Here is a 25,445-nt window from a genome sequence, read left to right on the forward strand (position 1 = left end):
GCCTCGCCGCCGGGCGCGCCGGGCGCAATTTCGGGCCGCGGGCCGGAACGGGATGGCGGGCGTTGCGCGGGACGGCCGTCGGGTCGGGGGGCAGGCCGTGCGCCAGCGGCTGGCTGGCGTGGCGAAGAAGGCTTGGCGGGACGTTGTTCTGACATTGGCCGGGATTATAATCCGCGGCATGAATGCCAGAACCGACACGCCCCCGCAGGCGCCCGCTCCTTCCGAGCCGGCCGAGCCACAGCCTGCCACCGAATCGCAGCCCGCCGTGGGCGCGCCCCAGACCGAAGCCGGCGAGCGCGGCGCGCCGGACCATCAGCAATTCGTCGACTGGCTGCGAACGGTCGCACCGTATATCCACACGTTCCGCGGCAAGACCTTCGTGATCGCGTTCGGCGGCGAACTGGTCAAGGCCGGCGTCCTCAACGCGCTGGTCAATGACGTGGCGCTGCTGCATGCCATGGGCATGCAGATCGTCCTGGTGCACGGCTCCCAGCCGCAGGTGGAAGAGCAGCTGGCCCTGCGCCATGTCGAGTCCCAGTTCTTCAATGGCGTTCGCATTACCGACAACGCCGCGCTCGAATGCGCCAAGGAAGCTTCGGGCGAACTGCGGCTGGACATCGAGGCCGCTTTCAGCCAGGGGCTGCCGAATACGCCGATGGCCGGCGCGCAACTTTCCGTGATTTCCGGCAACTTCGTCACGGCACGGCCGGTGGGCATCGTCAACGGCGTGGATTTCCAGCACACCGGCATGGTGCGCAAGATCGACGGCGAATCGGTCCGCATGTCGCTGTCCCACGGCAAGATCGTGCTGCTGTCCCCGCTCGGCTTCTCGCCGACCGGCCAGGCCTTCAACCTGACGATGGAAGACGTGGCCAGCGCCACCGCCACCACGCTGAAGGCCGACAAGCTCATTTTCATCACCGAAGTCCCGGGCGTGCTCGATCCGGTCGGCAAGCTGATGAAAGAGATGTCGCTGCGCACCGCGGTGGACCGCCTGCAGAACAACGACCTGCAGCCCGACGTGGCCTACTTCCTCGAACACCTGGTCAAGGCGCTCAAGGGCGGCGTGCCGCGTGCGCACCTGATCCCTTATGACCTCGACGGCTCGGTGCTGCTGGAACTGTTCCTGCACGACGGCGTCGGCACCATGATTTCCGACACCGACCTGGAAAGCCTGCGCGAGGCCACGCTGGACGACGTCGGCGGCATCCTGCAACTGATCGCGCCGCTGGAACAGGACGGCACGCTGGTTCCGCGCGGCCGCCACCTGATCGAGCGCGACATCGGCAACTTCTCGGTGATCGAGCATGACAGCGTGCTGTTCGGCTGCGCCGCACTGTACGACTATCCGCGCGAGAACATGGGCGAAATGGCCTGCCTGACGGTGTCGCCTGAAGCACAGGGCACGGGGGACGGCGAGCGCCTGCTCAAGCGCATCGAACGGCGCGCACGCGCGCTGGGGCTAGAGCGCCTGTTCGTGCTCACCACGCGTACCGAGCACTGGTTCCTCAAGCGCGGCTTCGTCCACGCCAACGTGGACGACCTGCCCGAAGACAAGCGCAAGCTCTACAACTGGCAGCGCAAGTCCATGGTGCTGATGAAAAAGCTGTAGGAAATGTAGGGGCAATGCCGCCATGCGGCGGCGCCCTGCCCTGCTTGGCTACAATATCGCACCAGTCGTCCACTGAACCACAAAAACGGGAGCGCAGGACGCGCGGCATGCCGCGCCGGCTTCCGACCACGCACACAAGGAGTCCCCATGGCCCGCATGGTCCAATGCATCAAGCTGAACAAGGAAGCCGAAGGGCTCGATTTCCCGCCCCTGCCCGGCGAACTCGGCAAGAAGATCTGGCAAAGCGTCTCGAAGGAAGCCTGGGCCGGCTGGCTCAAGCACCAGACCATGCTGATCAACGAGAACCGCCTGAACATGGCCGATGCACGTGCCCGCCAATATCTGCTCAAGCAGACGGAGAAGTACTTCTTCGGTGAAGGCGCGGACGAGGCAGCTGGCTACGTGCCGCCGCAGGCCTGATCTTCCTGCTCGATTGAAATGAAAAAGGGGTGCCGCCGGCCCCCCTTTTTCATTGTGGCTTGCGCCGCTGGCCGATCAGTAATCGGTACGCTGCACGCCCTCGCCCGTGCCGAGCAGCAGCACGTTCGCACCGCGCAGCGCGAACAGGCCCACGGTCACAACGCCAGGAATCTGGTTGATCGATTCTTCCAACCCCCGCGGATCGGTGATCTTCAGGCCGCTTACGTCGAGAATCACGTTGCCGTTGTCGGTCTTGTAGATGCCGCCGTCCTTGTTCATGCGCAGGCGCGGTTGGCCGCCGAGCGCCGCCAGCTGACGCGCGACCGCAGCACGTGCCATCGGAATCACTTCGACAGGCAGCGGGAAGGCGCCCATCGCTTCGACCAGCTTGCTGCCGTCGGCGATGCAGACGAAACGGCCGGCGACCGAGGCCACGATCTTCTCGCGCGTCAGCGCGCCGCCACCGCCCTTGATCATCGCGCCGCTGCCATCGATCTCGTCGGCACCGTCGACGTATACGGGAATATCGTCGACTTCATTCAGGTCGAGCACCTTGAAGCCATGCTGCTGCAGCCGACGCGTGGACGCCTCGGAGCTCGATACCGCACCCGCGAAGCGATCCTTGAACGCTGCCACCGCGTCAATGAAAAGATTGGCCGTGGAACCGGTGCCAACGCCGAGCACGGCGCCTTCCGGGACTTCCTGCTTCACGTAGTCGGCCGCGGCTTGCGCCACCAGCGCCTTGAGTTCATCCTGAGTCATGACAACAGCCAGATGGCTTTCGGGGAAAAACGCGTAGTGTAGCGGATTGCGATGGCAAGACTTCCCGCGACGGTACAATGCCTCAAACGGCGCCGCGAGTCGGCCGCCTTCCCGCCTCCCCATGACGACTGCAACGACTTACCGATCATGAACCAGCTCGAACAACTCAAGCAGTTCACCACGGTCGTGGCCGATACCGGCGACTTCCAGTTGATGAAGCAGTACACGCCCCAGGACGCCACCACCAACCCGTCGCTGATCCTCAAGGCAGTGCAGAAGTCCGAATACCGCGGACTGCTGGAGCAGGCCGTGCGCGACTACCACAACGAAGGCGGTGTCGACGCCGTGATGGACGGCGTGCTGATCGCGTTCGGCTGCGAGATCCTCGCCATCGTGCCGGGGCGTGTGTCGACGGAGGTCGATGCGCGGCTGTCGTTCGATACCGAAGCCACGGTCGAGAAGGCCCGCCACCTGATCCGCCTGTACGAGCAGCGCGGCGTGGCGCGCGAGCGCGTGCTGATCAAGATTGCGTCGACGTGGGAAGGCATCCGCGCGGCGGAGATCCTGCAGCGCGAAGGCATCCGCTGCAATATGACGCTGCTGTTCTCGCTGGTGCAGGCCGTCGCGTGCGCCGAGGCCGGTGCGCAACTGATCTCGCCGTTCGTCGGGCGGATCCTCGACTGGTACAAGAAGCAGGCCGGCGACCAGTGGGATGCTGCCGCCAATGCCGGCGACAACGATCCAGGCGTGCGCTCCGTGCGCCAGATCTACGACTACTATAAGAAGTTCGGCTATTCGACCGAAGTGATGGGCGCCAGCTTCCGCAGCACCGCGCAGATCGTGGCGCTGGCTGGCAGCGACCTGCTCACGATCAGCCCGGACCTGCTCGAGCAACTGGCGCGCACCGAAGGGACAGTCGAGCGCAAGCTGTCGATCGACCTCGCGCAGGCAGGCAATATTGCCCGTATCCCGGCCGATGAGCGCGCATTCCGCTGGCAGCTCAACGAAGACGCCATGGCCACAGAAAAGCTGTCTGAAGGCATCCGCCTGTTTGCCGCGGACTCGGTCAAGCTGGAAAAGCTGGTTGCGGAAATCGCCGGCTGAGGCGCCGACTGAAGCGGCCGCTCAGTCCATTTCCGTATCGGACCCGGACTGCGGCCACAGCAGCGGCAGGCTTGCGCCTGCTGCGGCTTGCAGTACCACATCGGCGGTCTGATCCAGCACCGAAGGCTGGGGATTCACCACGATAACGCGCGCACCGTGGTCCCTGGCCAAACCCGGCAGTCCGGCTGCCGGATACACCAGTCCCGACGTTCCCACCACCAGGCACAGGTCAGCCGTCTCCGCGGCATGCTCGGCGCGGAAGCGCGCCACGCGCGGCAGGTCTTCCCCGAACCACACAACCCCGGGCCGCATCAGCGCCCCACACAGGCTGCAGCGCGGCGGATCACCGGGAATGGCCGTCGCCTCATCGCAGCGCCCACAGCCGTTCAGCCATTTATTGGCGAACAGGTTGCCATGCAGCTCGATCACATGATCGCTGCCAGCGCGCTGGTGCAGCCCGTCTACATTCTGCGTGACCAGCGTCACCGTCTTCTGCGCAGCCAGTGCCACCAGCGCATAGTGCGCAGGATTCGGCCGGGCGGCAGCCACGAGTTCGCGGCGATGCTGATACCACTCCCACACCAGGGCGGGCTGGCGGCGGTACGCCTCTTCACTCGCAAGTTCTTCTGGATCGAATCGAGCCCAAAGACCCGTCAGCGCATCGCGGAACGTTGGCACGCCGGATTCTGCGGAGATGCCCGCTCCGGTCAGCACGAACACGCTGCGAGCCTGGGCAATCAGGTCCCGGGCTTCTTTCAGGCCAGGCCATGGTGACGACAAGGGGATCAGGGGATCATCGTTCATGCTGTCATTTCCCGCCTGTCGGCCGGGCTTCCGGGATAACGGCAATGCACTGCATGGCAATCTCATTCACGAAGTCGGACATGGATGGCACGGCGGCAACGGCCCGCTCGCACGCGGTGCCGGCGCGGCCAGACGCCACGGATGATGCAGATTCTAGCCCTTGGGACGTGGCCAGCGCGCCCCGGGCATCTTTCCTAGACTAGACGGCAAGCAACCCGACGGGTCACCCCCGCCCTTGTGCGCGCGCAACGGAGAAGGATCATGCTGACGCAGAAGACGAAGGACATCGTAAAAGCCACCGCACCGGTACTCGCGGAACATGGTTACGCCATCATCAAGTGCTTTTACACGCGCATGTTCGAGGCGCATCCGGAATTGAAGAATGTCTTCAACATGGCCCATCAGGAACAAGGGCAGCAGCAGCAGGCACTGGCGCGCGCGGTCTATGCCTATGCCGAGAATATCGAGGATCCCGGCAGCCTGATGGCCGTATTGAAGAACATCGCCAACAAGCACGCGAGCCTCGGCGTGCGCGCCGAACAATATCCGATCGTCGGGGAACACCTGCTGGGCGCGATCAAGGAAGTACTGGGTGCCGCCGCCACCGACGACATCATTTCGGCCTGGGCACAAGCCTACGGAAACCTGGCTGACGTCCTCATGGGCATGGAAAGCGAACTGTATGAGCGCTCCGCCGCGCAGCCTGGCGGCTGGTCCGGCTGGCGCAGTTTTGTCGTGCGCGAAAAGACGCCGGAAAGCAGCGTCATCACGTCTTTCATCCTTGAGCCGGCCGATGGTGGCCCCGTGATGAATTTCGAACCGGGCCAGTACATCAGCATCGCAGTCGACGTACCGGCACTCGGCTTGCAGCAGATCCGCCAATACAGCCTGTCGGACATGCCGAACGGCCGCAGCTATCGCATATCCGTCAAACGCGAAGACGGCGGCCCGAAGCCTGCGGGCTACGTCTCATCGCTGCTGCACGAACATGTCAATGTCGGGGACACCGTCAAGCTGGCGGCACCTTATGGCAGCTTCCATATCGACGTGAATGCGAAGACTCCGATCGTGCTGATCAGTGGCGGCGTCGGACTGACACCGATGGTCAGCATGCTGAAACGGGCCATACAGGATCCGCAGCGCCAGGTGGTGTTCATTCATGGCGCGCGCAACAGCGCTGTCCACGCCATGCGCGACCGCCTGCGCGAAGCCGCACGGACTTATGCAAACTTCAGCCTGATGGTCTTCTACGACGATCCATTGCCGCAGGATGTCGTGGGCCAGGACTACGATCGTGCCGGATTGGTCGATGTCCGGGCAATCAGGGACAAGCTCCTGCTGCCTGACGCCGACTACTACATCTGCGGACCGATTCCCTTCATGCGCCTGCAACATGATGCGTTGAAGTACCTGGGCGTCCACGAAGCACGTATCCACTACGAGGTATTCGGCCCGGACCTGTTTGCGGAATAGCCAGGGACGAAGGAGACGCTGCCGACTGACGGCCGGCAGCGTGACAGCGGCAAAGATTCAAGGACGCTTTACTTCAAGCGCCGCTGACGCACGGCCTCGTACAGGCAGACGCCGCTGGCAACCGACACGTTCAGGCTTTCGACACCGCCAAGCATCGGGATGCCGACCAGCTCGTCGCAGGTCTCGCGCGTCAGGCGACGCATGCCCTCGCCCTCGGCCCCCATGACAATCGCCATCGGGCCCTTCAGGTCCACGTCGTAGAGCGTCTTGTCGGTGCCGTCGGCCGTGCCGACCACCCAGATGCCGCGCTCCTGCAGTTCGCGCAACGTGCGGGCAAGATTGGTCACGGTGATGTAAGGCACGGTCTCGGCCGCGCCGCTCGCCACCTTGGCCACGGTCGTATTCAGTCCGACACTGCGGTCCTTGGGCGCGATCACCGCGTGCGCGCCGGCGCCATCCGCCACACGCAGGCAGGCGCCGAGGTTATGCGGATCGGTCACACCGTCGAGCACGAGCAGCAGCGGCGTGCCCTCGATGCCATCGAGCAGTTCGTCGAGATTCAGCGCGAGCGCCACGTCTTCGGCACGTGCCACCACGCCCTGGTGACGGTCGGTGCCGGCCATGCCGCGCAAGCGCTCTGCATCCACGGGGTGCAGGCGCACGCCAAGGCTCTCGGCCAGGCGGATGAAGTCCTGCATGCGACGGTCGCGGCGCGAAGCCTCGACATAGACATCGGTGACGCCCTTGGCGTCCTGGCGCAAGCGCGCGGTGACGGCGTGAAAGCCGATCAGAAGTTTTTGTTTAGCCATGGCGCGATTGTACTCGCCCCGCCCGGGCCATCGCGCTTGCGCGCGCCGTCGGGGCGGCCGCCGATATGGCGGCGCCCCAGACGGCTCAAGCTCAACGCTTGCGCGGCGTGCGCGAAGTCTTGCCCGCCGTCTTGGCCGGGCGCGTCTTCGAAGCCGGCTTGCGCGACTTGTCCAGATGGGCCGGCTTTGGCTTGGCGGCACGCTTGGCCGGCTTGCCGCCGGTCTTGACGTGCGGACGAAGCGGCGTGATCACGGCTTCGAACACCGGTTGCTCTTCGATCACGCGGTCCAGCGTTTCATCGAACGATTCCTCCGGCTTGGAAGTGCCGCCGAGCAAGGCCGCGAGTTGCCGGCCCTTCTTGCGCGCCGGCACCGCATGGGCGGCCGGCACGCGCGGCGGCTCGCCGACGCCGGCACGGGCCCGCAGCGTTTTGGCCGACGGCTCCTGCACCAGGCGGAAGTCGATCTTGCGCGCGTCGAGATCCACGCGCGACACTTGCACGCGCACACGGTCCGTCAGCCGGTAGCGGATACCCGTGCGTTCGCCGCGCAGTTCGTTGCGGGCCTCGTCGTACTGGAAGTAGTCGCTGCCGAGTTCGGTGACGTGCACCAGCCCTTCGACGTACAACTCGTCGAGCTGCACGAAGATGCCGAACGACGTCACGGCGCTGACGGTGCCGGCGAAATCGCTGCCCAGCTTGTCGCGCATGAAGTAGCACTTGAGCCAGGCCTCGACATCGCGCGATGCCTCATCGGCACGCCGCTCGTTGGCCGAGCAATGCAGGCCCAGTTCGTCCCAGATCGCTTCGTTGCGCCGTGCGCGCGCCGCGGTCAGTTCCGCCTTCTGCTCGGCGTCCTTGGCTTGCAGGCGCCGCGCCTTTGGCGAGATCGCGGTGTTCAGTTCGGTACCGTGCGCGAAGGCCGGCTGGTACTTGGTATGCGCGAGGACGGCCTTGATCGCGCGGTGCACCAGCAAGTCCGGATAGCGGCGGATCGGGCTGGTGAAATGCGCGTAGGCTTCGTACGCCAGGCCGAAGTGGCCGATATTGTCGGGGCTGTACACGGCCTGCTGCATCGAGCGCAGCAGCATGGTCTGCAGCATCGGCGCATCGGGGCGCGACTTGATCTTGTCCATCACCTCGGCGTAGTCGGACGCCTGCGGCTTGTCGCCGCCGCCGAGCGACAGGCCCGAGGTCTTCAGGAACTCGCGCAGGTTCTTGAGCTTTTCCTCGCTCGGGCCCGCGTGGATCCGGTACAGCGCCGGATGCTTGAAGCGCTCGAGGAAATCGGCCGCGCAGACGTTGGCCGTCAGCATGCATTCCTCGATCAGCCGGTGCGCGTCATTGCGCGTGCGCGGCAGGATCTGCTCGATCTTGCCCTGCGCATTGCAGACGATGTAGGTCTCGGTGGTATCGAAATCGATCGCGCCACGCTCGCGCCGCGCCTTGAGCAGGACCTGGAACAGCTCGTACAGGTTCTGCAGGTACGGCACCAGCTCGGCCCGCTTGTGGGCCTCGGGCCCCTTGGTGTTCGACAGGACCGACCAGACCTCGTTGTAAGTCAGCCGCGCCGCCGAGTGCATGACCGCCGGATAGAACTGGTACCCCTTCAGCTCGCCCTTCGCCGTAATCACCGCGTCGCACACCATGCACAGGCGGTCCACCTGCGGATTGAGCGAGCACAGCCCGTTGGACAGCTTCTCCGGCAGCATCGGGATCACCCGGCGCGGGAAGTAGACGGAGGTGGCGCGATCGAGCGCGTCGGCATCGAGCGGCGTACCGGGCCGCACGTAGTGCGAAACATCGGCAATGGCCACGATCAGGCGCCAGCCCTTGCTGCGCCCCATCTTCACGGGCTCGCAGTAGACCGCATCGTCGAAGTCGCGCGCGTCTTCGCCGTCGATCGTGACGAGCGGGACGTCGCGCAGGTCGATGCGGTGGTCCAGATCGGCCTGGCGCACCTCATCGGGCAGCGCCGAGGCTTCCTTGGCCGCGGCTTGCGAAAACGCATGCGGCACGCCGTACTTCCGCACCGCAATCTCGATTTCCATGCCGGGATCGTCGATATCGCCGAGCACTTCCACCACACGCCCGACAGGCTGGACGTAGCGGTCCGGGAATTCGATCAGTTCGACGCTGACCACCTGGCCGACGCGCGCCTTGCCCTGCGCCTTCGGCGGAATCAGGATGTCCTGGCCAATGCGCTTGTCCTCGGGCGCCACCACCAGCACACCGCCTTCACTGAGCAAGCGGCCAATCACGTAGCGGTTGGCACGTTCGAGAATCTCGACGATCTGCCCTTCCGGGCGGCCACGACGGTCGTAGCCGACCACACGCACCTGCGCGCGGTCGTTGTGCATGGCCTTTTGCAGCTCGCGCTCGGGCAGGAAGATATCGTCCTCGCCATCGTCGCGAATCAGGAAGCCGAAACCGTCGCGGTGCCCCTGCACGCGGCCGGTAACGAAATTGGGTTGATGGGCCAGTTCATAGCGGCCCTTGCGATTCAGTTCGATCTGCCCGTCGCGTTCCATCGCGGCCAGGCGTTTCTGGAATCCGTCATGCTCCTTGCGCGTGACGGACAGGGCCTTGGCGATATCGCCGGCCGACAGGGGCGACCCCGATGTTCTCAGTACGCCGAGGATTTCTTCACGGCTTGGGATCGGATAGTTGTTTTGATTCAATTTTTTCTGAAAACTATTTGACAAAGTTTCGGCGCTCTCTATAATGAGCGCTTCGGTTGTTTCGACACCTGCCCAGGTGGCGGAATTGGTAGACGCACTAGGTTCAGGTCCTAGCGGTGGCAACACTGTGGAGGTTCGAGTCCTCTCCTGGGCACCAGATCAGCGAGAAACCCGCAGCGCTTTCAAAGCCTGCGGGTTTTTTGTTTTCCGCCTTCGCCTTGCGCATTTGATCCGGCAATTTGCACTCCTCGATTTGCAACCAGTCGCAGTTGCATTCCGTTTGTTGATTTACCGCAGCCACATAGACTGCTGCGAACCAGTGTATCAGTTTCAGTGGCGATTCCGGCATTCTGCTGCCACCTTTACGACACAAAATCGCGACAGTCGCCTTGGATCTGCATTTTGACGCCTGAGCATCTTTCCCCACGGTTGACAATCACATTGATGTGTAACTATCATAGTTTCACATCTAATCTCCATCATGACCACGAGTAGCCGGTTCGCCGTCGCCGTCCATATCCTCACCTTGCTGGCCAGCGCCAGCGAGCCTTTGCCATCGTCACTGATTGCCGGCAGCGTGGGGACCAATCCGGCGTTGATCCGGCGGCTGATCGGGCAGCTAGCCGAAGCGGGACTCGTCACCAGCATCATGGGCAGCACCGGCGGCTCCACACTGAGCCGCCCCGCTGAACGCATTACCCTGCTGGACGTATTCCGTGCGGTCGAGACGACGGCACTGATTACCCTGCACCAGAGCGCGCCTAATCCTGCGTGCATGGTCGGCAGGGAAATCACCGGCGCGTTGCGGCAGGTGGCGGACCGCGCCCAATCCGCCATGGATAACGCCCTGGCCGAAATCACCATTGCCAGCATGCTCGCCGATGTCGAGCGCGCTGCCCAGCGCCGCAAGCGCTGAAATTTTTTTACCCCGATGTGTAACCGAATTGGTTTCAGATCAGAGCCGCCACACCAGACACGTGGCAACCGCTAACCCACTTTCATCCTGACACAAGGAGCAATCATGAATATCGCCATCATCGGCGCCACGGGCCGCGTCGGAACGCGCCTGATCGACGAAGCACTGCGCCGCGGCCACCGCGTTACCGCGCTGGCCCGCACGGCCAGCCGCCTGCCAACACGAGACGGTCTGACCACGCGCGATGTCGATGCAACGGACAGCCAGGCACTCGCGGCTGCGCTGGCCGGCCACGACATGGCCATCAGCACTGCACGTTTCGAGCAACTGAAGGCGCCGCAGATCGTGGGACCGGTCAAAACCGCCGGCGTACCGCGCCTGCTTGTGGTGGGCGGCGCGGGCAGCCTGTTCGTGGCGCCCGGCACCCAACTCGTCGATACACCGGGATTCCCGGCCGCGTACAAGAGCGAGGCATCGGCGGGACGCGACTTCCTCAATGCACTGAGCGCGGAAGCGGATCTGAACTGGACGTTCCTGTCGCCATCCGCCTTGTTCGAGCCGGGCGAGCGCACCGGCAAATACCGCGCGGGCAAGGATGAGTTGCTGGCGGATGCCGCCGGCAAGAGCTGGATCTCAATGGAGGACTACTCGATTGCAATGCTCGATGAGATCGAGCGGTCAGCACATCCGCGCCAGCGCTTCACCGTCGGCTACTGACGCCGGTGGTGCGCGGCCCCTGCATGGGGCCGCATTCCAGACGATAGCCCGTCAGCCTTGTGCGCTGTCCTGTCCGTCCTGCGAACGCTTGCCGCGCTTGAGCCAGGCCGACAGGTTGTGCGGACGAAGCGTGTCGTATTCCTCGAACGGCTGGTGGATCCACGGATTCGACGGCAGGAACGTGACGTGGTAGTCCGGCTTCACCTTGGAGCAGGCCTTGTACCACAGCACGGCCGAACGGACTTCCGTTACGGCGGGATAGCGCTCCTGCAGGTGGCGCCCCACGCGCTCGAGCGTCACGCCCGAATCCACGAGGTCGTCGACCAGCAGGATCTTGCCCGTCAGCTCGCCGCGCGTCATGGTGATGTACTGGGCAATATCGAGATCGCCCTGCTGCGTACCGGCCGCCTCGCGATAGCTGCTGGTAGCCAGGATGGCCAGCGGCACGTCGAAGATGCGTGACATCTGGTCGCCCACGCGCAGGCCGCCACGGGCCAGGCACAGGATCTTGTCGAATTTCCAGCCCGATTCGTGCACGTTCAGCGACAGGCGTGCGACCAGGCGATGGTACTCATCCCAGGATACCCACAGGTTCTCGTCGTCGTTCGTTGGCTGATTCATGATTTGCTCTTTCTGCTTACTGTCTTCGGGTCGGTTGACCGATATAGTTCGGCCCGCATGCGCGGGCCGATTTGTTCTTTTCAGCCGCAGCGCTTGTGGCGAGCGGCTGTTGCAACGTATGTACGCCGGATCAGGCCAGGTACGGGTGACGCAGCAGGATGGTCTCGTCGCGGTCCGGACCGGTCGAGATCATGTCGATCGGGATGCCAACCACTTCTTCCACGCGCTTCAGGTAGACGCGCGCCGCTTCCGGCAGCGCGTCCCACGCCTTCACGCCGAAGGTCGACTCGTTCCAGCCCGGGAATTCCTCGTAGACCGGCTCGCAGCGGGCGACAGCATCGGAGCCACGCGGCAGGATGTCCACGGTCTTGCCGTCGAGCGTATAGCCAACGCACAGCTTGATGCATTCCAGGCCGTCGAGTACGTCGAGCTTGGTCAGGCACAGGCCCGACACGCCATTGATCTGCACCGAGCGCTTGAGCGCGGCGGCATCGAGCCAGCCAGTGCGGCGCGGACGGCCCGTGACCGAACCGAATTCCTTGCCCACGTTGGCCAGACGCACGCCGACCGGATCCTGGCGCACGGGATTGTCGTTGTCGTACAGTTCGCTCGGGAACGGACCAGCGCCAACGCGCGTGCAATAGGCCTTGGTGATGCCCAGGATGTAGTTCAGGCGACCCGGGCCCACGCCGGCGCCTGCCGCAGCCGCACCAGCCACACAGTTGCTGGACGTCACGAACGGGTAGGTGCCGTGGTCGACGTCGAGCAGCGTGCCTTGCGCGCCTTCGAACATCAGGTTGCCACCACCGGCATTGACTGCGTACAGCTCGGCGGAAACGTCAGCGACCATCGGGGCCAGGCGCGGCGCAAAGGCCAGCGCGTCATCAAGCGTCTGCTGGTAGTCCACGGCTTCGGCGCCGAGGTACTGCGTCAGCATGAAGTTGTGGAAATCCAGGTTCTCGCGCAGGCGTTCGGCGAACTGCTGCGGATCGAACAGGTCTTGCACGCGCAGCGCACGGCGTGCCACCTTGTCTTCGTAAGCAGGGCCAATGCCACGGCCGGTCGTACCGATCTTGGCGGCGCCACGGCGCGCTTCGCGCGCCTTGTCGATGGCCACGTGGTACGGCAGGATCAGCGTTGCGGCTTCCGAAATGCGCAGACGCTTCTGCACTTCCAGGCCAGCCGTTTCGAGTTCTTCGATTTCGCGGAACAGGGCTTCCGGCGACAGCACCACACCATTGCCGATGTAGCAGACGGTGCCTTCGCGCATGATTCCCGACGGAATCAGTCGCAGGATGGTCTTCTTGCCGCCGATGATCAGGGTGTGGCCAGCGTTGTGGCCGCCCTGGAACCGCACCACGCCTTTTGCATGATCGGTAAGCCAATCGACGATTTTCCCCTTGCCTTCGTCACCCCACTGGGTGCCGATCACGACGACGTTGCGTCCCTGGCCTACTGCGGATGCGGACATATTGCTTTGGTCAATAGGTTAAAAACGTATTCTACTCTTGTTACCGGTCGATTCCCGCTTTTTGGGGCGATCTCCCGGTGTCAAGTCCTAGCGAGGCGCGACGACCCAGCCTGCTTCCTGGCGTACGAGTTGCCGGTCGCAGTTGAATTCGTCGAGCTCCTTGGTGTGGCCGGGCAGCGACTGGATCACAATCTCCCCTGCTGCACGCAATGCCACGATGGCGGCGCGAAGCGCCGGATCGGCATCCCACGGCGCAAAAATCGCCTGGGCGCGCACTTCGATCGGCGACAAGGCTGCAACTTCGCGCAAATCGAGTGAAAAGCCGGTAGCCGGCCGCGCACGGCCAAATGCTTCACCGACCTTGTCATAACGGCCGCCACGTGCCACGTAATTGGGCAGACCCGCCACATACGCCGCGAACATCACGCCGCTGTGATAGTGGTAACCGCGCAAATCGGACAGGTCGATATTGATGCTCGCCCCGCGCACCTGCGTGGCCAGGGCAGCCAGTTCATCGAGCGCACGGCCGATGGCCGGGCTGGCCGGCAGCGTCGCGCGGGCACGGTCGATGACCTCCACGCCGCCGTACAGGGTCGGCAGCGCCAGCAGTGCGTCGCGCTCGGTCTGGGGCATGCCTTGCGTGATCTCGCGCAGCGCCGAAACATCCTTGGTTTCCAACGCAGCGAACAGCGCGTCTTCGATCCGGCGGATCGACGGCAAACCGTCCAGCAGTGCCTCCAGGATGCCGGCATGGCACAGGTCGATGCGGATATCCGACAGGCCCGCAGCCTGCAGCGCGGCCAGCATCAGTTCCTGGATCTCGACATCGGCTTCCAGGCCGGCGTGGCCATAGATCTCGGCGCCCACCTGGATCGGCTCGCGCGTCGCGTGGAAGCCGGCCGGGCGAGCATGCAGAACGTTGCCGGCATAGCACAGGCGGGTCACGCCGGGGCGGTTCAGCAGATGCGCATCGATACGGGCCACCTGCGGCGTGATATCGGCGCGCAGGCCCATCGTGCGGCCCGACAGCTGGTCCACAAGCTTGAGCGTGCGCAGGTCCAGGTCATGCCCGGTGCCGGTCAGCAGCGACTCCAGGTATTCCAGCATCGGCGGCATGACCATCTCATAGCCGTAGGTGCGGAACAGGTCCAGCATGCGGCGGCGCAACTCTTCGATCTTGCGGGCCTCCGACGGCAGGACGTCGGCAATGTTTTCTGGCAGCAGCCAATGGTTGGACATGATGAATCTCTTCTCTGTATGACACGTTTGCGGGCAGGCGAGGCCTGCACACCCGGCGAGTCCGGTATCGGCCGGCGCGCGTCCGCGCCGTCACTTCAGGCGCCGACCTCCAGCCGGACAAAACCCCGGCAAGCCGGGGTTTTGTCATCTCGCCACAAATTCCGCGGTCTCGCTAGCGCCGCCCTCCGGACGCGCCGCTTGCCGCCGGCGCCGCAGCGCCACCGCTCGATCGCATGTAGCGGAAGAAGTCCGAGTTCGGCTCCAGCACCATGATGTCGCGCTTGTCGCGGAAGGTATTGCGATACGCCTCCATGCTGCGCCAGAACTGTGCGAACTGCGGATCCCTGCCGAAAGCGTCGGCATAGATCTGCGAAGCCTTGGCATCGCCCTCGCCCTTGATCACCTGGGCATCGCGATAGGCTTCGGCCAGCACCACTTCGCGCTGACGGTCGGCATCGGCGCGGATCTTTTCGCCTTCAGCGCCGCCGGTGGAGCGCAGCTCGTTGGCCACGCGCTTGCGCTCGGCTTCCATGCGGCGGTACACCGATTCGCTGATGGCCGGCAGCAGGTCCACGCGCTTGAGGCGCACGTCGAGGATCTCGACCCCGACCGACTGCGCATACTCCGACATGCCGGTGCGGATATTCTGCATGACCTTCTCGCGCTCGCCGGCGACCACGTCAGCGACGGTGCGCTTGCCGAATTCTTCGCGCGCCACGGCGTCGATACGCTGCGTCATGCGGTCCTGTGCGCTGCGCACATTGCCGCCGAACGCGACGTAGAACTTGCGCGGATCGGTGATGCGCCATTTGACGAACCAGTCCACCACCATGCTCTTCTTTTCAGCGGTCAGGAAGCGCTCGTTGGCGGCCACGTCGATGGTCTGCAGTCGGCGGTCCATGAACACCACGTTCTGCAGCGGCGGCGGCAGCTTGAAGTGCAGGCCCGGCTCGCGCACGACCTGCTTGATCTCGCCGAACGCGAACACCACGGCGTATTGGCGCTGGTCCACGACGAACATCATCGATGACGCCACGGCGAGCACGATAAAAGCGCCGATCGCAAAGGAAATCAGTCGGTTCATGACGGTCTCCTCAACGCGAATCGCGGTCACGGTTGCGCAGCGATTCGCGCGACCGGTTATCGGCGCCGGAATCCTGCGAGGGCGCCTGCGTGCCGGCACCGCTGGCGGGCTGCGACGGCGTCTGTGTGCCGCGGCTGTCGGCCTGGCCCTGCGCCATCAGCTTGTCGAGCGGGAGATAAAGCAGGTTGCTGCCCTGGCGCGCATCGACGAGCACCTTGGTCGAGTTGGCGTAGATCTGCTGCATGGTTTCGATATAGATGCGGTCGCGCGTCACCTGCGGCGCCTTGGCGTACTCGCCCTGCACCGAACGGAAGCGCGAAGCGTCGCCCTCGGCCTGTGCCACCACGCGCGCACGATAGGCCTCGGCTTCTTCCTTCAAGCGCGCCGCCGTACCCTTGGCGCGCGGAATCACGTCATTGGCGTAAGCCTGACCTTCGCTGATCGCACGCTCGCGATCCTGGCTGGCCTTGTTCACGTCGTCGAACGCAGCCTGCACCTGCTCGGGCGGCTGCACGCTCTGCACGTTCACCGAAATCACGCGGATACCGGTCTTGTAGGCGGTCAGGATCGACTGGATCGACTTCGCCAGCCCCTGCGCAATCTGCTCGCGGTTTTCGTAGAGCACCGCATCCATCTTGTTGCGGCCGACGATCTCGCGGACCGACGTCTCGGCGGCCTGCGTCACGAGTTCTTCATCGCCACCACGGTCGGTCTTGTTGAAGAACAGGAATTCGCTCGCATCCTGGATGGCGTACTGCACCGTGAAGCGGACATCGATGATGTTCTCGTCCTGCGTGAGCATCGACGAGTCCTTCAGGTTGCTGTCCTTGATGGAAGTGGAGCGCCCCACTTCCACGGAACGGACGGCCGACAGGTTGACGACCTCCGCCGACTGGATCGGCCAGGGCAGGCGCCAGTTGATGCCGGGGCCGGTCGAATACTTGAACTTGCCGAACTGCAGGATCACGGCCGTCTGGCCTTCCTGCACCATGAAGAAACCACTGGCCAGCCAGATGCCGACAATCGCGGCTGCGACAACGCCCACGCCCACGCCGGAGCCCTTGCCCGGCGTACGCGGGCCGCCAAATCCCTGGTTGTTGCCGCCACCGTTTTCCTTGCGGCCGAGCAGCCCGTTCAGGCGCCGGTTGAAGTCGCGCCAGAGCTCATCGAGGTCAGGCGGGCCGTCCTGCGGGCGCTGGTTCTGCTGACGGTTCCCGTCCCGGTCGTTCGCGCGGCCGTCCTTGTCTTCCTCGTCCTGGCCATCGCGTCCCCAGCGGGGATCGTTCAGCGAGAAAATTGCGCGCAGGCGCTGCCATCCCGCACGCAGCGGAAATCGGCCGCCCGGGGTCAGGCTCGATTCAGGATTCCGGGAGAACTGGGGCATGAAGTGCACGGGTCCGGGAAGTTTGTAACAGGGGGGATTCTAGCAGTCATCTGCGCCACTTTTGGCCAAATCGCGCAATCCGGCGGCGAATCTCGCCGAAAAGCATCATGACAGGCGGCGATCTTCCGCGTCGTCTCGCGGGCCTTGCCCGTCTTGCTCATCCCAATCGAATTCATCGTCCGCGCGCACGCCCTGCTCCGACAGCCGCGGATCAAACGGTGCAGGCTCGGGCGGACGGCTCGCCAGCCATTGCGCAACTTCCACGATCGACTGCCGCAACGCATCCAGGCCAATGCCCTCGCGCGCACTGAGGAACACCCGCGTCGGAACGCCGTCCTCGTCACGCTCCACACGCACGCCCTGTTCGAGCAGTTCCGGCGCAGCATCGATCTTGTTCATCACGATGATCTGCGGGATGTCGGACGCTTCGATTTCCGCCAGCACGCGGTTGACCTGTTCGATCTGCTCGTGCCGCACGGGGCTCGACGCATCCACGACATGCAACAGCAGATCGGCATGCACGGTCTCGTCCAGCGTTGCGCGGAACGCCTCGACCAGTTGCGTCGGCAGGTCACGGATGAAGCCGACCGTATCCGACAGCACCACATTGCCAAGCCCCTCCAGGAACATCCGGCGCGAGGTGGTATCGAGCGTCGCGAAAAGCTGGTTGGCCGCATACGCGCCAGCCTTGGTCAACGCATTGAACAGTGTCGACTTGCCCGCGTTGGTATAGCCGACCAGCGAAATGCTCAAGGTGTCGTTGCGCGCGCGGGCACGTCGCTGCGTGCGGTGCTGCCGCTGCAGCCGGGCAAGGTCGGACTTCAGCCGCTTGGCCCGGTCGTCGAGCATGCGTCGGTCCAGTTCGAGCTGTCGTTCGCCCGGACCGCCGCGCATGCCGATACCGCCCTTTTGTCGTTCCAGGTGGCTCCACGCACGGACCAGCCGCGACGCCTGGTACTGAACCTGCGCCAGCTCTACCTGCACCTTGCCCACGTGGCTCTGGGCGCGCTGCGCGAAGATGTCCAGGATCAGGCCGGTACGGTCAATCACGTGACGCTGCAGGAAGCGCTCCAGGTTGCGCTGCTGCGCCGGGCTCAAGGCGTGGTTGAACACCACGATATCGGCATCCAGCGCATCGGCCGCTTCCCGCAGCTCCTCGGCCTTGCCCGAGCCGATGAACAGCGCAGGGTCCGGGCGCGAACGTTTACCGGTCAGCGTATGCACCGGCATAGAGCCGGCGGTGGTGGTCAGCAAGGCAAGCTCGCTGAGGCTTTCCTGGAAATCGTGCTTGCCGAAATCCACGCCAACGAGGATGGCACGTGACGGTTCGGTGTTGGAGGTAGCTCTGGGATCCAAGCGGGGGGCGCTACGCGCGAAGTAAGACGGTTTGGGGAGATGTCCGGATATGAAGCTGGACATGAGGCCGGACGTGTCCCGGTTCAGCGGGACGGGAGCGGGCCTGCACAGGCGCGCGCTCCCTTGCGCAATTGCGGCGGTGGCGCGGCTGGCAGCCGCTCCGGTTCACCGCATGCCGGCCGCATGTGCGAGCCGGTGGCCGGCACCGCGGCAACGCCGGCTGGCATTGGCACGTTATCGGCTGGCAGAGGCCGCAAGCCGTTGCGGCCGGCAGGAAAATCAGCCCTCGGCGGAATCATCCACGCGGAAATTGACCGCGCGAGCCGGAACGACGGTGGAAATCGCATGCTTGTAGACCATCTGCGTCACGGTGTTACGCAGCAGGACGACATATTGGTCGAACGATTCGATATTGCCTTGCAGCTTGATGCCATTGACCAGGTAGATGGAAACCGGCACGTGCTCTTTGCGCAGCGCGTTCAGGAACGGGTCTTGTAGCAGTTGCCCTTTGTTGCTCATGGCACACTCCAAATTTATAGGTTTAGTGGTGAATAATGGGGACGGAAGTCCCCGGTTCAAGTCAATCGGCGCAAGCTCGCGCCAGAAAAAAGATCAAAAACGGTACCAAAGCGGCATCAGCGTGCAGAGAACCCCTGCTACCGCAAATTTAGCCGCAGTTCCAAACGAACGCAAACGAAAACTTGCCGCGCCAGGCACCCGCCAGGACCTCAGTCCTTCGAGTCCGCATACGGGTTTTTGTTCGTACGAAATTCGATGCGAAGAGGTGTCCCCTTCAATTTGAACGCCGCGCGATAGCGGTTCTCCAGGTAGCGCCGGTAGGTCTCGGAAACGGACGACAAGGCGTTGCCATGGATCACAATGATCGGCGGGTTGGAGCCACCCTGGTGCGCGTAGCGCAGCTTCGGCCGCGATACGCCGGCGCGCTTGGGCTGCTGGAATTCCACGGCCTCCTGCAGCACCCGCGTAAGCTGCGGCGTCGGCAGCTTGACCATGGCCGCGGCATACGCATCGTCCACGGAACGCATCAGCGCACCGATGCCCGTGCGTTCCCGCGCAGACACGAAATGGAAATTGGCGAAGCTCAGGAATTGCAGCTTGCGCTCGAGATCGTGCTTGATGCGATCGCGGGTATGGCCGTCGAGACCATCCCATTTGTTGACACCGACCACGAGGGCCCGGCCGGATTCGACGATAAAACCGGCAATATGCGCGTCCTGGTCGGAAATATCCTGTTGCGCATCAAGCAGCAGGATCACGACATTGGCATCGGCAATCGACTGCAGCGTCTTGACCACCGAGAACTTCTCGATGGCCTCGAACACCTTGCCCCGACGCCGCAGGCCCGCCGTGTCGATCAGCGTGTATGGCTTGCCGCCGCGCTCGAACTCCACGTAGATCGCGTCGCGCGTGGTGCCGGGCATGTCGAACGCAATCACGCGCTCCTCGCCGATCAGCGAATTGACCAGTGTCGACTTGCCGACGTTGGGTCGGCCGACAATGGCGATCTTCACGCCCTTGCCACTGCCCACCTCTTCCTCGGCCAGCTCCGGACGCTCCTGGACAGCCAGCTCCAGCGCCTCGTCCACGAGCTCGCGAACGCCGTCGCCGTGCGCGGCCGAAATCGCGTACGGATCGCCCATGCCGAGCTCATAGAAGTCGGCGGCAACCGAGGTGTACTTCATGCCCTCGGCCTTGTTGACGGCGAGCATCACGCGCCGGCCGGTCTTGCGCAGGTAGTCCGCGATGGCGCGGTCCTGCGGGGCCAGGCCCAGCCTGCCGTCGACGATGAAGATGACAACGTCCGCCTCGACCACGGCCTGCTTGGTCTGCTTGGCCATCTCGGCGACGATGCCTTCCTTGACCACCGGCTCGAAACCGCCGGTATCGATGGCAATGAACGGACGATCGCCAATGCGCCCCTCGCCGTAGTGGCGATCGCGCGTCAGGCCCGGCAGGTCGGCGACGAGTGCGTCGCGCGAGCGGGTCATGCGGTTGAATAGCGTCGACTTCCCGACGTTCGGGCGGCCGACAAGTGCAATAACTGGTTTCATGCAATAAACGGAAACGGGGGCCGGCACCTGCCGTCCCCCTGGAACTCCGGAGTCAGTTGATCCTACGGCGCCTCATGCAAAAAATGCATGGTCAGCCGCCTCTCCTGTCGGGCGGAACGTGGCACCAGGCCCCGTCCCGCATTTCGCCGCACGACCAGGGATCATGCTACCGGAATTGCGCCGCCCGTACCGACAGGTGTACGGGCCGGCGCTGCCTCATTGGCGCATCAATGGCTCATCCTTGGCTCAGCCCGGCACGTAGCCGTAGACGTCGCCGTCGCGGGTCTGGACGACCATGGTCTGCCCCGCCACCACCGGCGCGGCGCTGATGGCACTGCCATCGGTCTTCATGCGCGCCACCACGGTGCCGTCCTCACGCGAGAGGAAATGCACATAGCCTTCGAAATCGCCCATCGCTACCGAGCGCCCCAGCACCAGCGGCGCGCCGAGTCGGCGATAGCGCAGTTCGTTGTTCTTCCAGCGCTCGTTGCCGTTCTGGCGATCGAACGCGAATACCACCGACTGTTCATCGCTGGCATAGATCGCATTGTCGTCCTGCGCCGGGCCGGCCGGCGACGAGAAATCCTTGCCCCATTGCGGCTGGCCATTGGCCAGTTCCAGGCAGGCCACGCGACCCTGGAAGGTTGTCGCGCAAACCTGGCGGCCGCTGACCATAGGCTGGCCGGTCACGTCGTTCAGGCGCTCGATTTCCGACACACCCTTCGGATAGGAAACCGCGCTCTCCCAGCGCAGCACGCCATTGGCCGGCGTCAGGACGCCCAGCTTGCCGCCCGGGAAGCCCATCACGATGCCGTCGCCGGCGAAGACCATGCCCATGGCCGCGCGCAGGTTCAGCGGCGTCTGCGAACGCTGATAGATCCAGCGGCGCTCGCCGGTCTGGGCGTCCAGCGCGAGCACCCGGGTATCGGTCGTCCGCACTACCACGATGCCATTGCCGACCAGCGGCGCCGACAGGACTTCACCATTGACCTGCTTCTTCCAGATCTGCTTGCCGCTGGTGTCGAACGCGTAGACGGCACCCTTCTCGCCCGCGACGGCCGTCACCGAGCCATCGCTGCCCGGACCGGTAGTGATGTCCACGTCGGTCTTGGCCTTCCACAGCGTCCGACCGGTCGCGCCGTCCAGCGCCATGATGGTGCCGTTTTTGGCCGACACATACACGTTGTTGCCGGCCGCGGCCGGCTGCAACGCATAGGGCCCGCTCTTGCCGACGTCCGCCTTCCACGCCTGGCGCACGGACAGCGTCGCCGACACAGGCTTCAGTTCGGCCGGCGGATGCTTGTTCTCCTTGCTGAACAGCGAGCAGCCGCCCAGGGCCACAAGGCAGGCACCGGCGACCAGCGCACGGGCAATCTTGCGGTGGGACTGGCCTTGTTGTTCGGCACCGGAAAGCATGGACGTCATAGGGTTCGAATCCTGGATTGGGTTATGGCGAGTGTCCTTCACGTGCAGCGGCGATCAGGCCGTGCCCAGCGCATCGAGCTTGAACTGGATGATCTGGCGCATCGACTGGTCGTCGGCACCGAGCTTGTCCAGCGCCTTGCGGTAAGCGGTCCGCGCATCGGCACGCTTGTCCTGCGCGGCAAGCAGATCGCCCCTGCGATCGGCGTAGATCGCGACGAACGCTGCCGGCGGCTCATCCTTCAGCAGCGCCAGACCCTGGTCGTAGGCCTTCTCGTCAAGCAGCACGCCGGCAAGGCGCACGCGCGCGATATGCGAGTACTCGCCGTCGCCATGATCCATCGCCCACTGCAACTGGGTCTTTGCACCCGCCAGATCGCCGGCATCGTACAGCACTTTGGCGGCCACGAGCGCACTCATCGGGCCATAGGCGGTCTTGCCGAACTTGTCCTCGAGGTCGCCGGCGGCGCGCTTCACGCGCTCGGCATCGCGGCCTTCGGCCGCCTTGACCACCTGATCGTACAGCACGGCTGCTTCGGAAGCCTGCTTGCGCTCCCAGTACTTCCAGCCATTCCAGGCGGCGAACGCCAGCAAGGCGGCAATCAGGATCCACGTCAGGGCATTGCCGTACTGACGCCACCAGGCCTTCAGATTTTCAAGCTGTTCCTGCTCTTCCAGATCGTATGCCATGTCGAGGCAGTCTTTTTGCGGTTGGTTTGTATCTCAGGCCGCTTCCGGCAGGCTTTGCTTCCTGCCGGGCGGATCGTGCTACGCCGTTAGTCGTCGCGTTATTCGCTGGCGCCGACCATCGCGTCGATCAGGTAATCGACCAGGTTTTCAGCGGGGACCTGCGCCTGCTGGCCACCGCCTTCGGCCTGCGCGCCCTGGCGAAGTTCCTTCACCTGCACCACGCCCGCAGCCACTTCATCTTCGCCAATGATCACGGCATACGCTGCACCGCTTGCGTCAGCGCGCTTCATCTGCGACTTGAAGCTGCCGCTCTTGCCATCAGGCGTGGCATGCAGCACCACGTCCAGGCCGGCATCACGCAAGCGCTCGGCGGCAATCGTCGCCTGTTGCTGCGCCGCTTCGCCCTGATGCACGAGATAGACGTCGCAACCGACCGCGTCAGGCACCACGCCTTCCTCGCGGATCAACTCGATGATGCGCTCGATGCCCATGGCCCAGCCACAGGCCGGCGCCGCCTTGCCACCCATCTGCGCGATCAGCGGGTCATAGCGGCCGCCACCGGCGATGGTGCCCTGGGCACCGAGCTTGTCGGTGATCCACTCGAACACCGTCAGGTTGTAGTAGTCCAGCCCGCGCACCAGGCGCGGGTTGATCTTGTATGGGATGTTGTTGGCCTTGAGCAGGCGCTGCACGCCTTCGAAGTGCGCGAGCGATTCCTCACCCAGGAAATCGATCAGCTTGGGCGCGTTGGCAGCCATCTCCTGCAGCGCAGGATTCTTCGTATCCAGCACGCGCAGCGGATTCGTGTACAGGCGGCGCTTGCCATCCTCGTCCAGGATGTCCTTGAATCCTTCGAGGTACTTGATCAGCTCCTCGCGGTGCGCGGCGCGCTCATGCGCCTGGCCCAGCGAGTTGATCTCCAGCCGCACGCCGGTCAGGCCCAGGTCGTCCCACAGGCGCTGGCACATCAGGATGATCTCGGCATCCACGTCCGGGCCGGCAAAACCGAGCGCTTCAGCGCCGAGCTGGTGGAACTGGCGATAGCGGCCGCGCTGCGGGCGCTCGTGGCGGAACATCGGGCCGGTGTACCACAGGCGCTTGGGGCCGTCGTACAGCAGGTTGTGCTCGATAGTCGCGCGCACCGCGGCGGCAGTGCCTTCCGGACGCAGCGTCAGTTGTTCGCCATTCAGTGCATCAGTGAAGGAGTACATCTCCTTCTCGACGATGTCCGTCACCTCGCCGATACCGCGCACGAACAGCTGGGTATGCTCGACGATCGGCGTGCGGATCTGCTGGTAGCCGTAGGCGCGCAGCATCGCACGCGCGGCGTTCTCGAAATGCTCCCACAGCGGAGCATCGGCGGGCAGCATGTCGTTCATGCCCTTCACGCCCTGCAATGCCTTCGCGGGGCGAGCCTTGTCTTCAGCCTTGGCGCCGCTTTGCGCGGACGGATTCTCGTTTTGCGTCATTCTGTCGTTATCTTGCTGGGTGGACTGGCCAATGCCGGCTCAGGCCACCGCTTCCTTCTCTGCCCGCGCAGCGCCCGGGCCGTAATGCGTGCGAACGTACTCGTCGACGATCGCCTGGAACTCTTCGGCAATGCGCTCACCGCGCAGTGTCTTGACCTTTACGCCATCCACGAACACCGGCGCCGCCGGCGATTCGCCCGAACCCGGCAGCGAAATGCCGATGTTCGCGTGCTTGCTCTCGCCGGGGCCGTTGACGATGCAGCCCATCACGGCCACATCCATCTCCTCGACGCCGGGATAAGCGGTCTTCCACTGCGGCATCTGCTCGCGCAGGTACGTCTGGATGCTTGCCGCCAGTTCCTGGAACGTGGTGCTCGTCGTGCGGCCGCAACCGGGACACGCGATCACCATCGGCGTGAAGTTCCGCATGCCCATCGTCTGCAGGATTTCCTGCCCGACATAGACCTCCTTCTCGCGCGGTGCGCCGGGTTCCGGCGTCAGCGAAATCCGGATCGTGTCGCCGATGCCTTCCTGCAGCAGCACCGACAGCGCCGCAGTCGATGCCACGATGCCCTTGCTGCCCATGCCCGCCTCGGTCAGACCGAGATGCAGCGCATAGTCGCAGCGGCGCGCGAGTTCACGGTACACCGCGATCAGCTCCTGCACCTGCGACACCTTGCACGACAGGATGATCTGGTTGCCCGGCAGGCCGATTTCCTCGGCCTTCTTCGCCGAATCGATCGCCGAGGTAATCAGCGCTTCGATCATCACGCTCTGCGCAGGCCACGGCTCCGCGCGGCCGGCGTTCTCATCCATGATGCGCGCGAGCAGGTCCTGGTCCAGGCTGCCCCAGTTGACGCCAATGCGCACCGGCTTGTTGTACCGGCAGGCCAGCTCGATCATCTGCGCGAACTGCGTGTCGCGCTTGGCGCCCTGCCCCACATTGCCCGGGTTGATGCGGTACTTCGACAGCGCCTCGGCGCAGGCCGGATAGTCCTGCAGCAGCTTGTGGCCGTTGTAGTGGAAATCGCCCACCAGCGGCACGTTGACGCCCATGCGGTCGAGCTGCTCGCGGATATGCGGCACCGCTGCCGCCGCCTCGGGCGTATTGACCGTGATGCGGACGATCTCGGAGCCCGCGCGTGCCAGTTCCTTGACCTGAATGGCCGTGCCGATGGCATCGACGGTATCCGTATTGGTCATCGACTGCACGCGCACCGGCGCGCTGCCACCGATGGTGACAATGTTGTCGCCCCACGCGATGCTCGCCTGGCGCCTTTCGCGGCGCGGCAGCGGGCCCGGCAGGACCGGAAGACAAAGCTGTTCGTTCATAGCGTTAG

At 64.3% G+C, this 25,445-nt stretch carries 22 protein-coding genes and 1 tRNA gene; 7 read left to right on the plus strand and 16 right to left on the minus strand.

Annotation, left to right across the window (positions count from 1 at the left end; all coding sequences use genetic code 11):
• The first annotated feature begins 178 nt into the window (after nt 1-178).
• The gene (argA, locus tag KHO41_RS33490) at nt 179-1,612 is read left to right on the plus strand and encodes an amino-acid N-acetyltransferase (RefSeq protein ID WP_211957534.1); all 1,434 of its coding nucleotides are present in this window, start codon (nt 179-181) and stop codon (nt 1,610-1,612) included.
• Nucleotides 1,613-1,759: 147 nt separating this feature from the next.
• Nucleotides 1,760-2,032, plus strand: a complete 273-nt coding sequence (locus KHO41_RS33495; RefSeq protein ID WP_011298229.1) for an oxidative damage protection protein — start codon at nt 1,760-1,762, stop codon at nt 2,030-2,032.
• A gap of 75 nt (nt 2,033-2,107) precedes the next feature.
• Here KHO41_RS33495 and rpiA read toward each other — a convergent pair whose 3' ends face one another.
• Nucleotides 2,108-2,794: a ribose-5-phosphate isomerase RpiA gene (gene rpiA / locus KHO41_RS33500; RefSeq protein ID WP_211957535.1), complete on the minus strand. Its 687-nt coding sequence runs from the start codon at nt 2,792-2,794 to the stop codon at nt 2,108-2,110.
• Nucleotides 2,795-2,941: 147 nt separating this feature from the next.
• On the opposite strand from rpiA, the gene tal reads away from it, so the two are divergent.
• Entirely contained in the window at nt 2,942-3,898 is a 957-nt protein-coding gene (gene tal / locus KHO41_RS33505) for a transaldolase (RefSeq protein WP_211957536.1), read from the plus strand.
• Nucleotides 3,899-3,919: 21 nt separating this feature from the next.
• Here the strand turns inward: tal and KHO41_RS33510 are convergent, their stop codons facing one another.
• Nucleotides 3,920-4,702 carry an SIR2 family NAD-dependent protein deacylase gene (locus KHO41_RS33510; RefSeq protein ID WP_244874156.1) on the minus strand — a complete coding sequence of 261 codons (783 nt, stop codon included), beginning with the start codon at nt 4,700-4,702 and terminating at the stop codon, nt 3,920-3,922.
• Between the two features lie 261 nt (nt 4,703-4,963).
• Between KHO41_RS33510 and hmpA the strand changes: the two genes are divergently transcribed.
• Nucleotides 4,964-6,175 (plus strand): NO-inducible flavohemoprotein, encoded by a 1,212-nt coding sequence (gene hmpA, locus KHO41_RS33515; RefSeq protein ID WP_211957537.1) that lies wholly within the window; start codon nt 4,964-4,966, stop codon nt 6,173-6,175.
• A 68-nt stretch (nt 6,176-6,243) separates the two neighbouring features.
• On the opposite strand, the gene rlmB is transcribed toward hmpA, so the two are convergent.
• Together rlmB and rnr are read right to left on the minus strand one after the other, a co-directional pair.
• Complete coding sequence (rlmB, locus tag KHO41_RS33520; RefSeq protein ID WP_041679986.1) at nt 6,244-6,984, minus strand: 23S rRNA (guanosine(2251)-2'-O)-methyltransferase RlmB; 741 nt, start codon at nt 6,982-6,984, stop codon at nt 6,244-6,246.
• A gap of 91 nt (nt 6,985-7,075) precedes the next feature.
• Nucleotides 7,076-9,664 (minus strand): ribonuclease R, encoded by a 2,589-nt coding sequence (rnr, locus tag KHO41_RS33525; RefSeq protein ID WP_211957538.1) that lies wholly within the window; start codon nt 9,662-9,664, stop codon nt 7,076-7,078.
• Nucleotides 9,665-9,734: 70 nt separating this feature from the next.
• On the opposite strand from rnr, the gene KHO41_RS33530 reads away from it, so the two are divergent.
• From KHO41_RS33530 to KHO41_RS33540, 3 genes are all read left to right on the plus strand, one after another.
• Nucleotides 9,735-9,821: transfer RNA gene (locus KHO41_RS33530), tRNA-Leu, on the plus strand.
• A gap of 324 nt (nt 9,822-10,145) precedes the next feature.
• Entirely contained in the window at nt 10,146-10,580 is a 435-nt protein-coding gene (locus tag KHO41_RS33535) for an Rrf2 family transcriptional regulator (protein ID WP_011298235.1), read from the plus strand.
• Nucleotides 10,581-10,685: 105 nt separating this feature from the next.
• Entirely contained in the window at nt 10,686-11,297 is a 612-nt protein-coding gene (locus KHO41_RS33540) for an NAD(P)-dependent oxidoreductase (RefSeq protein WP_211957539.1), read from the plus strand.
• A gap of 51 nt (nt 11,298-11,348) precedes the next feature.
• On the opposite strand, the gene KHO41_RS33545 is transcribed toward KHO41_RS33540, so the two are convergent.
• The 12 genes from KHO41_RS33545 to ispG form a co-directional block, all read right to left on the minus strand.
• The gene (locus tag KHO41_RS33545; protein ID WP_211957540.1) at nt 11,349-11,918 is read right to left on the minus strand and encodes a phosphoribosyltransferase; all 570 of its coding nucleotides are present in this window, start codon (nt 11,916-11,918) and stop codon (nt 11,349-11,351) included.
• Nucleotides 11,919-12,048: 130 nt separating this feature from the next.
• Nucleotides 12,049-13,389, minus strand: a complete 1,341-nt coding sequence (locus KHO41_RS33550) for an adenylosuccinate synthase (protein WP_211957541.1) — start codon at nt 13,387-13,389, stop codon at nt 12,049-12,051.
• Nucleotides 13,390-13,476: 87 nt separating this feature from the next.
• A complete protein-coding gene (locus tag KHO41_RS33555; protein WP_211957542.1) occupies nt 13,477-14,628 on the minus strand; it encodes an ATP phosphoribosyltransferase regulatory subunit in 1,152 nt (383 codons plus the stop codon).
• A gap of 172 nt (nt 14,629-14,800) precedes the next feature.
• Nucleotides 14,801-15,712, minus strand: a complete 912-nt coding sequence (gene hflC / locus KHO41_RS33560) for a protease modulator HflC (protein WP_211957543.1) — start codon at nt 15,710-15,712, stop codon at nt 14,801-14,803.
• Between the two features lie 10 nt (nt 15,713-15,722).
• The gene (hflK, locus tag KHO41_RS33565; RefSeq protein ID WP_211957544.1) at nt 15,723-17,096 is read right to left on the minus strand and encodes an FtsH protease activity modulator HflK; all 1,374 of its coding nucleotides are present in this window, start codon (nt 17,094-17,096) and stop codon (nt 15,723-15,725) included.
• A 105-nt stretch (nt 17,097-17,201) separates the two neighbouring features.
• Entirely contained in the window at nt 17,202-18,452 is a 1,251-nt protein-coding gene (gene hflX / locus KHO41_RS33570; protein WP_211957545.1) for a GTPase HflX, read from the minus strand.
• Between the two features lie 279 nt (nt 18,453-18,731).
• Nucleotides 18,732-18,971 carry an RNA chaperone Hfq gene (gene hfq / locus KHO41_RS33575; protein ID WP_006577126.1) on the minus strand — a complete coding sequence of 80 codons (240 nt, stop codon included), beginning with the start codon at nt 18,969-18,971 and terminating at the stop codon, nt 18,732-18,734.
• 209 nt (nt 18,972-19,180) lie between these two features.
• Nucleotides 19,181-20,524, minus strand: a complete 1,344-nt coding sequence (gene der, locus KHO41_RS33580; RefSeq protein WP_211957546.1) for a ribosome biogenesis GTPase Der — start codon at nt 20,522-20,524, stop codon at nt 19,181-19,183.
• A 246-nt stretch (nt 20,525-20,770) separates the two neighbouring features.
• The gene (gene bamB, locus KHO41_RS33585) at nt 20,771-21,949 is read right to left on the minus strand and encodes an outer membrane protein assembly factor BamB (RefSeq protein WP_376988765.1); all 1,179 of its coding nucleotides are present in this window, start codon (nt 21,947-21,949) and stop codon (nt 20,771-20,773) included.
• Between the two features lie 54 nt (nt 21,950-22,003).
• Nucleotides 22,004-22,636, minus strand: a complete 633-nt coding sequence (locus KHO41_RS33590; protein WP_211957547.1) for a tetratricopeptide repeat protein — start codon at nt 22,634-22,636, stop codon at nt 22,004-22,006.
• Nucleotides 22,637-22,734: 98 nt separating this feature from the next.
• A complete protein-coding gene (gene hisS / locus KHO41_RS33595) occupies nt 22,735-24,105 on the minus strand; it encodes a histidine--tRNA ligase (protein WP_211957548.1) in 1,371 nt (456 codons plus the stop codon).
• A gap of 39 nt (nt 24,106-24,144) precedes the next feature.
• Entirely contained in the window at nt 24,145-25,437 is a 1,293-nt protein-coding gene (gene ispG / locus KHO41_RS33600; protein ID WP_211957549.1) for a flavodoxin-dependent (E)-4-hydroxy-3-methylbut-2-enyl-diphosphate synthase, read from the minus strand.
• Nucleotides 25,438-25,445 lie beyond the last annotated feature (8 nt).

Origin of the sequence: Cupriavidus numazuensis, from assembly GCF_905397435.1 — a bacterium.
Lineage (GTDB): Bacteria > Pseudomonadota > Gammaproteobacteria > Burkholderiales > Burkholderiaceae > Cupriavidus > Cupriavidus numazuensis.